Below are 11,033 nucleotides of genomic sequence, written 5' to 3'. Positions count from 1 at the left end.
GTCCCGAGACGCCCCCCGCCGTCGCGGGGGGGGGGGCGCCGGCTCGCGCCGCCCCCCCCGCCACCCCCCGCCCCCCCCCCCCCGGACCGCGTCTACGGGGACTGAAGGGCTGACCGAACAGCGGGCCGCGCGGCGGACCGAGGAGCGGGCCGAGGAACGGACGACCGGAGACTCATCGTGCTGGGGAGTGCGGCGGCGTGACCATTGCTGAGCGGCAGGGGCCCGGCAAGGCCCAGGGCCAGGAGCACAGGCATGGGCAGAAGCCGGAGCCGGAGTCGGAGTCGAGTCCGCTGACGGAGCTGACCGGGCTGACGGAGCCGACCGGGCCGGCAGGTCCGGTCCGGCGCGCCCTCGGCTGGGCGCGGCTGCACCCCGTCGCCGTGGCCACCGCGGTGGCCGCGCTGCTGCACGTGGTCTGGTTCTTCGCCGTCGCCAACAGCGGCGGCGATCTGGCCGCGCAGGACGCCTGGGCCGAGTTCGTGGGGCGCCATCCCGACTCGGCGTACAACCTCGCCTGGTACGGCGGCATGCACCCGGTCTCGTACAGCGTCGTCTCGCCGTACGTGATGCACGTGCTCGGCGTCCGCACCACGATGATGATCGCCGGGACGGTCTCGGCCGGGCTGCTGGCGATGATCCTGACCCGCTGCCGTGGGGCCGTGCGCGAACCGCTGTGGCCCGCGCTGGCCGGGGTGTACGGGCTGCTCTGCAACGCGCTGTCGGGCCGCGTGACCTTCGGGCTCGGCGTGATGTTCGCGCTCGGGGCCGTCGCTGCCGTCTTCTGCTGGCCCCGCAAATGGGCCGAGCGGCGCTGGGCGAAGGCCGCCGTGGCCGCCCCGCTCGCGGGGATCGCCACCGCCTCCAGCCCGGTCGCCGGGCTGTTCCTCGGGGTGATCGCGGCCGCGCTGTTCCTGAACGGGCGCCGCCCGGGGGCGTACGCGCTGGGGCTGGCCCCGGCGGCGGTGGTCGGGCTGTCGTCGTGGCTGTTCCCGTTCTCCGGGACGCAGCCGATGAAGCTGCTCTCGGCGGCGCTGCCGTTCGGGTGCGCGCTGGCCGCGCTGTTCCTGGTGCCGAAGGGCTGGAAGACGGTCCGGACCGCGTCCGCGATCTATGCCCTCGGCGTGGCGCTGACCTGGGCGATCGACTCGCAGGTCGGCTCGAACGTGACCAGGCTGGCGATGCTGTTCGGCGGGGCGGCGCTGCTCGCGGCCCTCCCGTACGCGTCCCCCGGCCCCGGCCTGCCCGGTACGCCGGCGGGCGGGAGCGGCACTCCGCCCAGGGGGCTGCGGGGGCGCACGCGCCGGTGGTACGGGCTGGTGCTCGCGCTGGCCGGGGTGACCGCCTGGATCACCGCCAACAGCGTCACCGACATCGTCCGCACCACCCCGCTGGCCTCCTGGAGCCGGGAGCTCGCCCCGCTGGTGGACCAGCTCCAGAAGGCGGGCGCCGACCGGGGACGCGTCGAGGTGGTCCCGGCCAGCAGCCACCGCGAGTCCTCGGCCTTCCCCGCGTACGTGAACCTCGCGCGCGGCTGGAACCGCCAGGCCGACCTGGAGCGCAATCCGCTCTTCTACGACGACACCCTGACGGCCGGCACCTACCGCGACTGGCTGGAGCGCTGGGCCGTGCACTACGTCGTCCTGCCCGCCGACAAACCCGACGAGGGCGGGCGCGACGAGGCGAAGCTGGTGCGGGAGGGGCTCCCGTACCTCCAGCAGGTGTGGGGCGACGCGAACTGGCAGCTCTTCAAGGTCGTGGACCCCTCGGACCTGGTCGCCGGGCCGGCGACGGTGGTGCGGGCGAGCGCGGACCAGCTGGTCATCGACGTGAAGCACGCCGGGCGGGTGCTGGTGCGCATTCCGCACTCGCCGTGGCTGGGCCTCGTGGACGCCGCGGGCAAGCCCGTGGAGCCGCCGCAGGAGACGGCGGCGTCCAAGGAGGCGGCGAAGCAGACGCCGAGGCCGGGCGAGAGCGCCGTACCGAAGCCGAGGCAGTACGCGAACACGGCCGGGTGCCTGTTCAAGGCGGCCCCGGACACCACGGGGGACGTCTGGACGGAGCTGCTGGCACCGGCCCCGGGCGAGTACCGGGTGGCGGCGAAGTACCAGCTGCCCCGGGGGACGCCGTGCCCGGAAGAGTTGATCTACGGGGTGCTGGGCGCGGCGGAGCGGCCGGCTCCGTCGCGCCCGTGAGCACACGCCGCCCATAAATTCTTTACGTCCGGTCCGGGTGCGTTAGTCCGCATATCTGCATACGATCCCAGTAGTCCGATCGGGTGTCCCGAGTCTTGAGGGAGTTGACGGCGGGATGAGCAAAGAGCAGAAGCAGGACTTCCAGGCGGCTGTGGCGAAGGCCGTGGAAGCGACCCACATGCCACGTACGGCCCAGTCGCACGGCTTCGACGGTCCGCTCCGGACCAAGGTCAAGGGCGGAGCGCACACGAAGGCGGAGCTCAAGCGGGCCGGGACCCCGCAGGGTGACCGCATCGGCGAGCGCAGCCGGGGCCTGAGCTGAGGCCCGCGGCCCGCACCCGGCCGTTCCCCCGTACGTGAAGCAGCCCTCCCGGCGCCGGCCGGGAGGGCTTTCGCGTGCCCGCGCCCGGGGCGGGCGGCTACTGCGCGGCCGTCGCCGCGGGGATGTCGACGCGGGCGGCCCTGCGGGCCGGCCAGAGGGAGGCGAGCAGCACCCCGAGGGCCAGCCGTCCCCAGGGGATGACCAGGCCGTACCCGGCGACGTTCCCCTGGAGGGTGCGGCCGAGGGCCCAGCCCGTGAAGACGCCCATGGCCGTGCCCACGACCGCGCCGAGAGCGCCGACGAGCAGGGCTTCCCCGTGGATCATCCGGGTCACTCCGGCGCGGTCCAGGCCGAGGGCGCGGAGCGTGCCGATCTCCTTGCGGCGTTCGAGCACGGACATCGCGAGGGTGTGCGCGATGCCCAGCGCGGCGATCACCAGGGCCAGGCCGAGCAGGGCGTGGAACACGTTCAGCCGGTCGCCGCGGCCTTGAAGTCCGCCACGGCGATCTTGCCGTCGGCGAGGCCGTCGAGGGAGCCCTCGTCCACCTCGTGGCGCAGGAGGCGGCCGATGGCCATAGGGTCGACGCCGGTCAGAACGGAGGCGACACCGCCGACCTGGTACCCGGTGGACTGGTCCCGCGCGCCACCCGGTACCCGCCCGGTACGAAACCCGCTCGGCCCCTGCCCCGAATCAGCCGGACAGCGTGACGAGCCCCGCCTCGTAGGCGGTGATCACGAGCTGAACCCGGTCCCGGGCGCCCAGTTTGGCGATCAGCCGCGACACGTGCGACTTGGCGGTGGCCACCGTGATGAACAGGTCCTCGGCGATCTCGGTGTTCGACAGGCCGCGCCCGATGAGGGTCAGCACTTCCCGCTCCCGCTCGGTGATCCCGTCGACGGGCCGCGGCGAGCGCCGCGCGCCGGTGCGGGGAAGGGCTTCGGAATGCGCGCGGGGATGCGCGGGGGAGGGCGCCGGGGGGCGCCCGACGAAGTCCGCGATGAGGCGGCGCGTGACCCCGGGCGCGATCAGCGCGTCGCCGGAGGCGACCACGCGGATCGCCGCGAGGATGTCGTTCAGCGCCATGTCCTTGACCACGAAGCCGCTCGCTCCGGCTCGCAGCGCACCGTAGACGTGGTCGTCCTCGTCGAAGGTGGTCAGCATGAGGACGCGGGCCGCCGTCGGGCCGGCGGTGATCAGGCGGGTGGCCTCGATCCCGTCCATGCCGGGCATCCTGATGTCCATCACCACGACGTCGGGGCTCGTTTCCCCGACCAGCCGGACCGCTTCGGCGCCGTCGGCGGCCTCGCCGACGACCTCCAGGTCGGGGTGATCGGCCATGATCATGCGCAGGCCGGAGCGCACCAGCGGCTGATCGTCGACGAGGAGGACCCGTACGGCGGGTGTGGCGGGTACGGCAGGTACGGCGGGTGTGGCGGGTACGGCAGGTACGGCGGGCGCGAGGGGCGCGGCGGGCGCGAGGGGCGTGGCGGGTGCGGTGGGCGCAGTGGGCGCGAGGGGGCCGTCGGTCATCGCGCGGCCGCCGCCGCGACCGCGGCCGGCGCGGGAAGCGGCAGCCGGGCCGCCACCCGGAAGCCGCCCTCGGGGCGCGGCCCGGCGCTGAGGTCGCCGGACAGCAGGGCGACCCGCTCCCGCATGCCCACGAGGCCGAAGCCGTGGGCCGGGCCGCTCCCGGCACTGCCCCGTCCGTCGTCGACGATCTCCACCGACAGCTCCTCGTCCCCGTAGTCGATGAGCACGCGACAACGTCCGGTGCCCGCGTGGCGGACCACGTTGGTCAGCGCCTCCTGAACGATACGGAAGGCGGACAGGCCGATCTCGGCCGGCAGGGCCCGCTCCTGCCCGCTGCGCCGCACGTCCACGCGCACCCCGGCGTCGCCCGTGGCCGCCGCCAGCCGGTCGATGTCCTCCAGACCCGGCGAGGGCGCGAGCGCCGCCCGCCCCGGATCCGCCGCGGCGGGGTCGGCCTGACGGAGCGCCACCAGCGTGCGCCGGAGGCCCGACAGGGTCTCCCGGCTGGTGGCCTCGATCGCCCGCAGCGCCTCACCGGCTTCCGCGGGCCGGGTGGCGATGACCTGGCTCGCCGCCCCGGCCTGGATGGCGATGATGCCGATGCTGTGCGCGACCATGTCGTGCAACTCCCGTGCGATCCGCAGCCGTTCGGCGACCACGGCCTCGGCCACCTCGTGCGAGCGCAGCGCCACCGCGTGCTCGCGGCGCTCGCGGGCCAGCAGCCCGACCGTGCAGGCCGCGGCCATCGCCAGGACGGTGATCACGAGATGGACGGTCAGGTTGTCCCCGTGGGCGAATCCGCTGACGACCAGGAGCTGGACGAGCAGGGACGCGGACGCGGCGACGACCGAGGTCCGCCGCGCACGGGTGGCGACGACGAAGCCGAGGACGAGGTCCGCGGCCCCGTACGACAGGAACTGGCCCTGGTACGCGACCGCCAGGCCGGTGTAGGCGGAACCCGGCATCCCCACCACCACGGCCGTGGACCCGAACAGCGCCAGGGCCAGGGCCAGGAGCGGGCTCCGGCGCACCACGCCCACGAGCAGGCTCGCGGCCAGGAGCGCCCCGACACCGTGGACCGTGCCCGATGCCCGCGGTGCACCTCCTACGAGCAGACCCGCCGCGAGGAGGTAGAGAGCGCCGCCCGCCCAGGCCATGGCCTTCGACCGCGTCATCGGCGGTGCGCCCGCTCGGGCGGCGTGCCGCACCGCACAACGCGCGGGGGAGGGAGGGCAGTCGGGACGGCAGCCGGTGGGGCAGTCGGCACGGCAGTCGGGAGGGCAGCTGGGAGGGCAGCTGGCAGGGCAGTCGGTGGGGCGTCCATTCCGCGAGGTTAGCCAGCCGCCGCCCCCGGAGCATCCGCCCGGGGACGTACGCCCGAGGGCGAAGGCCGCCGGGTGTTTGCCGCCCACGGCCCCATGACCGGACGGGCCCCTCCCGGCAGGGTTGTTCCCGTGATCGAAGTCAACGAACTCACCAAGCGCTACGGCGCCAAGACCGCCGTCGACCACCTGTCCTTCACCGTGCGGCCGGGCCGGGTCACCGGATTCCTCGGCCCCAACGGAGCCGGCAAGACCACCACCCTGCGGATGATCCTCGGCCTGGACGCGCCCACCGCCGGCACCGCCACCGTCAGCGGCGTCCCCTTCCGCAGCCACGCCCGTGGACTGCGGCACGTCGGCGCCCTCCTCGATGCCCACCAGGTCCACGGCGGACGCACCGCCACGGCCCACCTGTCCGCCCTGGCCCACAGCAACGGCATCTCCCCGCGCCGGGTGGAGGAGGTGCTGGGCGAGGTGGGACTGGCCGATGCCGCGAACCGCCGCATCGGCGGGTTCTCGCTCGGCATGAAGCAGCGCCTCGGGATCGCCACCGCGCTGCTCGGCGACCCGCCGGTGCTGATGTTCGACGAGCCCGTCAACGGCATGGACCCGGAAGGCGTGCTCTGGATGCGCCGCCTCTTCCGGCGCCTCGCGGCCGAGGGCCGCACGGTCTTCCTCTCCAGCCACCTGATGTCCGAGATGGAGAACACCGCCGACCAGCTCGTCGTCATCGGCCGGGGCCGGCTCATCGCCGCCGAGTCGGCAGGGGACTTCGCTGCTCGCGGCACTCGCGCCGGCATCGTGGTGAGCACACCGCAGGCCGCCGAGCTGGCCGTCGTCCTGGCCGCCGCGGGCGCGGTGGTCGAGCCGGAGGGCTCGCCGGGGGCGGAGAAGCTCGTCGTGACCGGCTTGCCGGCGGACCGGATCGGAGCGCTCGCCTTCGAGCACCGGATCCGGCTGAACGAACTGACCGCCCGGACCGCCTCACTGGAGGCGGCCTTCATGGAACTCACCGCCGACAGCGTCGAATACCTGGCAGGACAACCCCGATGACCACACGCGCCTCAGCCGTTCCGACGACCCCGACCGTTCCGACGGCTCCGACCGCTCCGACCAGTCCGACCAGTCCGACCGGTCCGGCCAGTTCGGCCCCGGCTTCCTCTTGGGGCGCGGCCGCGGCATCGGCCGCCGGGCCGCCGCCCGCCCGGTTCCGCAACCTGCTCGTCTCCGAGTGGATCAAGATGCGGTCCCTGCGCTCCACCCCGTGGACGCTCGCCCTCGCCGCACTGTTCGTCGTCGGATGCTCGGCCGCGGCCGCGCTGGCGGCTCGCAACAACCTGCGGGCCAAGGCCCCGGCCACGGCGCTGGCCCCCGAGTTCCTGTGCTTCGACGCCTATCCGGTGGCCGGTCACATGGTCCTGATGATCGTCGCCGGCAGCATCGGTGTGGTCTCGATCGTCAGCGAGTACAGCAGCGGCATGATCCGCACCACCACCGTGGCCGTACCCGCCCGCCACTCGGTGGTACTGGCCAAGGCCGTCGTCGTCGCGGCGCTCTGGACGGTCGTCGGCGCGGTCGTCTCCACCGGTTCCTTCCTGGTTTCCCAGGCCGTCCTGAACGGGGTGCACGCGGGGGTCCCCATCACCCACCCCGGTGTGGCCCGGGCCGTGGCGGCGTCCGCGCTGCTGGCCCCGGTCTGCGCACTGGTCGGGCTGGGGCTCGGCGTGCTGATCCGGCACACCGCGGCCGCCCTGGTCGCCACCCTCTTCACCCTGGTGATGCTGCCGACGCTCTTCTCGCAGTCCCGGCAGTGGTCCGCCGACGTCAACCACATGATGGTGGCCGGCGCCTGGAAGCGACTGGTCCAGTCCTGGGGGGACCTCCCCGGCAACCCCATCCGCGATGCCACGGTCTCGGGCTCCTGGGCCGTGTACGGGCTCTGGCCGCTGGCCGTCATCGCGGTCGCGCTGTTCTTCGTACGGCGACGCGACGTGTGAACGCGGCTCCGGTGCGGTCGGAGGTCGCTCAGGGGCGGCGGGGGAGTGGGGAGGGTGCGGGCGCGGGGGCGCGGTCCGCGTACATCGGGCCCGCGCTGCCCCGGAGGCGCGCATCGGATCAGGGGTGGTGCCGGAGCCGGTCGAGCTGGATCCGGCGCGCGAGGGCGCGGCGCACGGATGCGGTGGCGGGTGCGGGTGCGGATGCGGTGTCGATGCCGGTGGTCATGGCGGCCTGCGCGGGAACGGGAGCGGGAACAGGAACGGGAACGTCGAGGCCGCGGCTGATCTCGTCGTACGCGGCCCGGTAGCCGCCGGGCAACTCGGCCCGGTGCACCCGCAGGTCCTCCTCGACGAGACGCCGGAGCTCATCGACGTTCTGGGGAGTGAAGCGCTTCTTCCCCCTGCCGAGGGCGTCGACGTAGCGGGCGCAGCGGGCGGACGCGCGGAAGGTCTCGGCGATCTCCTCGGCGAGGCCCCACAGGCGCCCTTCGAGCCACGGGGCGTCGTACTGGTCGAGGGCGAGCCCCATGGGCGGCGGCGGGCCGTCGGCCCTGCACTTCACCACCTGCTTGGACACGGCGGGCTGGCTCATGTCGGTGAGCCGCGCGATGCGGTCCTGCGTCCAGCCGAAGCCCACGAACACCTTGATCATCTCGGTGCGCAGCTTGCGCATCTCCTCGCCCGCGCGGATGACCTCGTTCATCTCGGCGAGTATCCGCTCGGCTTGGGCCTCGGTCAGCGTCTCGGGGATCCGGTGCGTGCTCTCTTCGCCTGCCACCCTCCTGTTATACATCAGCGGACCTCCCTCCATAACCAGGTTGTACAACCTGGTTATGGATGCGAGGATCCCCGGCATGCCAAACTTCTCCGCGCCCGACGGAACCCTGCTCGCGTACCGCGTGACCGGTGACGGCGACCCCGTCGTCTGCGTCCCGGGAGGCCCTGCCGACTCCGCCTACCTGGGCGATCTCGGCGGCCTGTCCGCGCACCGCCGGCTGATCACTCCGGACCTGCGGGGCACCGGCCGGTCTGCGGTCCCCGAGGACGCCTCCTCCTACCGCTGCGACCGCCTCGTCGAGGACATCGAGGCGCTGCGCGAGCACCTCGGACTTCCCCGGGTGGACCTGCTCGCCCATTCCGCCGGTGCGAACATCGCGACGCAGTACGCGGCCCGGTACCCGGAGCGCGTCGGGAAGCTGGCGCTCATCGGCCCCGGTGTCCGAGCCGTCGGCATCCCGATCGCCGGGGCGACGCGACGCGGGCTCGCGCGGCTCCGCGAGGACGAGCCGTGGTTCCCGGCCGCGTTCGCCGCCCTGGAGGCGATCACCGAGGGCACGGGCAGCGATTGGGAAGCCGTCGCCCCCTTCTTCTCCGGCCGGTGGGACGCCGCGGCACGCGCGCACCAGGCGGCTGCCCGGCCGGGCAACCAGGAGGCCGTCGCCCTCTTCGGGGCCGAGGGGGCCTTCACCCCGGAGTCCACGCGCGCGGCGCTCGCCGCCTACGGTGCTCCGGTCCTGCTGCTCACGGGAGAGTTCGACCTGAACAGCCCGCCCGTCGCGGTGGCCGAGTTCGCGAAGGCCTTCCCGAACGCCACGCTCGCGGTCCAGCCGGGGGCGGGCCACTACCCGTGGCTCGACGACGCCATCCGCTTCGTGGCCACGACGGAGGCATTCCTCGCCGGCTGACCCGGCCGCCCCTCCCTCGGCATCACACTTGGGGACCGCTCGGCGAGGCCGTCCTGCGCCGCCTCGACCACGCCAAGATCTTCCTGATCACCGCCGGCACCTGCACCCCGCTGGCCGTGCTCCTTCTCGCCCCTGACCAGCGGTCCGCACTCCTGTGGATCGTGTGGACGGGCGCTCTGGCCGGCATTGCCTTCCGCGTCCTGTGGATCGGGGCGCCCCGCTGGCTGTACACGCCCTGCTACCTGGCCCTGGGCTGAGCACCGGTGCGCTGCCTTCCCGATTTCCTGCACAGCGGCGGGGCGGCCGTACTCACCCTGATCGTGACGGGCGGGCTGCTCTACAGCGCGGGCGCCGTCGTGTACGCCCTTCGGCGCCCCGACCCCTCACCCCGCTGGTTCGGCTACCACGAGGTGTTCCACGCCCTGACCGTGGCAGCCTTCACCACGCACTACATCGCCGTCTTCCGCGCTGCCTACTGAGCGCGACGACGTGTCGATGCTTGCCGGCTCAGTTGTGTGGGGGCTGGTGGGCTGTCGACCGGCTTCGGGTCAGGGTGCGGGCGGGCGGCGGAGGGGGACGTAGTGGTCGCCGACGGCGGACAGGCAGGGGTGGTCGGCGGTGTCGCTGTCGGTGGTGAACCGGGGCGCGGCTTTGATGTCTTCCTGCGTGGCCGAGAACTCACCGCCTGCGCTGCCGTATCGATGTGGGTGATGGCGCGCCGGCCGGGATCAGGACGCACCTGCCGAACACCCATACGCCGGTGTCAACGACCAGGTCCTGCATGCCCGGCTGGTCCTGCTGTCGGTCGACGTGTCCGATGACACCGTCAGGAGCTTCCACGGTGAATCCCACCAGTGACTGCCCGTCCACGCTGCGGCGAGCAGGACGACGAGGCCGCGGTGGTGTGAACGTCGGTCCCTGGGCCCGTACGGCGGGCGCAGCGAGGCATTCGTGTCCGGCTTGCGGTGCCGGAGGGCGGCGGCAAAGGGGCGGGGGTGGCCGAAGAGGCCCCGCGCCTACGCACCCGCGTCACCTCGGGAATCCGTCGACGAGATCGGGAGCCCGCCGATGCCGACGGGCACGAGCACCTCAGGCCGAGATCGATGGAGCCGAAGATTCGCCGGCTCGGCGGTACTCGGCGTTGATGCGCTGGGCTTCTTCGAGCTGGTCTTCCAGGATGATGATCCGGCAGGCGGAGTCGATCGGGGTTCCGTGGTCGACGAGTTCGCGGGCGCGGGCGGCGATGCGCAGCTGGTAGCGGGAGTAGCGGCGGTGTCCGCCGTCCGAGCGGAGCGGGGTGATGAGGCGGGCCTCGCCCAGGGCGCGGAGGAAACCTTGGGTGGTTCCGAGCATCGCGGCGGCCCGGCCCATGGTGTAGGCGGGGTAGTCGTCGTCGTCGAGCCGGCCGAACGAGTCGTCTGCTGTCATTGAACCTCTTTTCGGAACGCGTGGAGGGGCCCTGGCGCCTATGGCACCAGGGCCCCGAAGGAACTGCTACACCATCTGCCGGCCTTGAGACTGCGCCGGCCTTCTGTTTCCGCGGACCCGACTCATGCGTGGTCGGGGTGCGGGGATCGCGGTTGCTTGACCGGAGACCACCTCACTGACGATGTCCTGCGGTACCCGAGCTTCAACCTGCCGGCCCGGGCGATCCTGATGGCGCCAAGCTCCTCCGTTCTTCCCTCGGTGATCAACTACTTACCAAGCGGGGGACTGCGTACTGCTGGTGATGCGTACTGCTGGTGATGCGTACTGCGAACCGCTCGTACTGCTCGCGGCCTGACCCAGCGCCGCTTCGGCAGCCAGCCCCGTCGCCCGTCCTGCGTCTGCTCTGGCTTGGAACCCCACTGCCGAACTTCCTGGTGGCCGCGCCTGCACTCGACGCTTTCACCAAGGTGCTGCTCACTGACTTCACTGCTGGGTACTGCACCTACGAGAACTGCACTTGCAGGTACTGCCACTGCGTCAACTGCTCGTGGTGGCC

General features: G+C 73.0%; 10 protein-coding genes and 1 pseudogene. 6 read left to right on the top strand and 5 right to left on the bottom strand.

Annotation, left to right across the window (positions count from 1 at the left end; all coding sequences use genetic code 11):
• Positions 1-203: 203 nt before the first annotated feature.
• Positions 204-2,192, top strand: coding sequence for an MFS transporter (locus ACWF9Z_RS02555; protein ID WP_453597193.1), 1,989 nt, complete (start codon positions 204-206; stop codon positions 2,190-2,192).
• Between the two features lie 115 nt (positions 2,193-2,307).
• Positions 2,308-2,514 carry a hypothetical protein gene (locus tag ACWF9Z_RS02550; protein WP_453596664.1) on the top strand — a complete coding sequence of 69 codons (207 nt, stop codon included), beginning with the start codon at positions 2,308-2,310 and terminating at the stop codon, positions 2,512-2,514.
• Positions 2,515-2,611: 97 nt separating this feature from the next.
• On the opposite strand, the gene ACWF9Z_RS02545 is transcribed toward ACWF9Z_RS02550, so the two are convergent.
• The 3 genes from ACWF9Z_RS02545 to ACWF9Z_RS02535 all read right to left on the bottom strand — a co-directional run bounded on the left by ACWF9Z_RS02545 (position 2,612) and on the right by ACWF9Z_RS02535 (position 5,220).
• Positions 2,612-2,980 (bottom strand): ABC transporter permease, encoded by a 369-nt coding sequence (locus tag ACWF9Z_RS02545; protein WP_453596662.1) that lies wholly within the window; start codon positions 2,978-2,980, stop codon positions 2,612-2,614.
• 225 nt (positions 2,981-3,205) lie between these two features.
• Positions 3,206-3,859, bottom strand: coding sequence for a response regulator (locus ACWF9Z_RS02540; protein WP_453597191.1), 654 nt, complete (start codon positions 3,857-3,859; stop codon positions 3,206-3,208).
• A gap of 182 nt (positions 3,860-4,041) precedes the next feature.
• Complete coding sequence (locus ACWF9Z_RS02535; protein ID WP_453596660.1) at positions 4,042-5,220, bottom strand: sensor histidine kinase; 1,179 nt, start codon at positions 5,218-5,220, stop codon at positions 4,042-4,044.
• Between the two features lie 279 nt (positions 5,221-5,499).
• Here ACWF9Z_RS02535 and ACWF9Z_RS02530 point away from each other — a divergent pair, with 279 nt between their 5' ends.
• Both ACWF9Z_RS02530 and ACWF9Z_RS02525 read left to right on the top strand, forming a co-directional pair.
• Entirely contained in the window at positions 5,500-6,420 is a 921-nt protein-coding gene (locus tag ACWF9Z_RS02530; protein ID WP_453596658.1) for an ABC transporter ATP-binding protein, read from the top strand.
• A complete protein-coding gene (locus ACWF9Z_RS02525; protein WP_453596656.1) occupies positions 6,417-7,364 on the top strand; it encodes an ABC transporter permease subunit in 948 nt (315 codons plus the stop codon). Before ACWF9Z_RS02530 ends, ACWF9Z_RS02525 begins: the two co-directional genes overlap by 4 nt.
• A gap of 118 nt (positions 7,365-7,482) precedes the next feature.
• Here the strand turns inward: ACWF9Z_RS02525 and ACWF9Z_RS02520 are convergent, their stop codons facing one another.
• Positions 7,483-8,142 (bottom strand): sigma-70 family RNA polymerase sigma factor, encoded by a 660-nt coding sequence (locus ACWF9Z_RS02520; protein WP_453596654.1) that lies wholly within the window; start codon positions 8,140-8,142, stop codon positions 7,483-7,485.
• Positions 8,143-8,218: 76 nt separating this feature from the next.
• On the opposite strand from ACWF9Z_RS02520, the gene ACWF9Z_RS02515 reads away from it, so the two are divergent.
• Both ACWF9Z_RS02515 and trhA read left to right on the top strand, forming a co-directional pair.
• Positions 8,219-9,049: an alpha/beta fold hydrolase gene (locus ACWF9Z_RS02515; RefSeq protein WP_453596652.1), complete on the top strand. Its 831-nt coding sequence runs from the start codon at positions 8,219-8,221 to the stop codon at positions 9,047-9,049.
• A gap of 26 nt (positions 9,050-9,075) precedes the next feature.
• Positions 9,076-9,528 (top strand): annotated as a pseudogene (trhA, locus tag ACWF9Z_RS02510) (PAQR family membrane homeostasis protein TrhA); the annotation flags it as partial.
• A 610-nt stretch (positions 9,529-10,138) separates the two neighbouring features.
• On the opposite strand, the gene ACWF9Z_RS02505 reads toward trhA, so the two are convergent.
• Positions 10,139-10,477: a MerR family transcriptional regulator gene (locus tag ACWF9Z_RS02505; RefSeq protein WP_453596650.1), complete on the bottom strand. Its 339-nt coding sequence runs from the start codon at positions 10,475-10,477 to the stop codon at positions 10,139-10,141.
• Positions 10,478-11,033: the final 556 nt, after the last annotated feature.

The sequence above is a fragment of the Streptomyces sp. NPDC054961 genome, assembly GCF_053609145.1.
The sequence above is the reverse complement of the archived record's forward strand: the minus strand, read 5'-3'. Positions and strand labels throughout refer to the sequence as shown.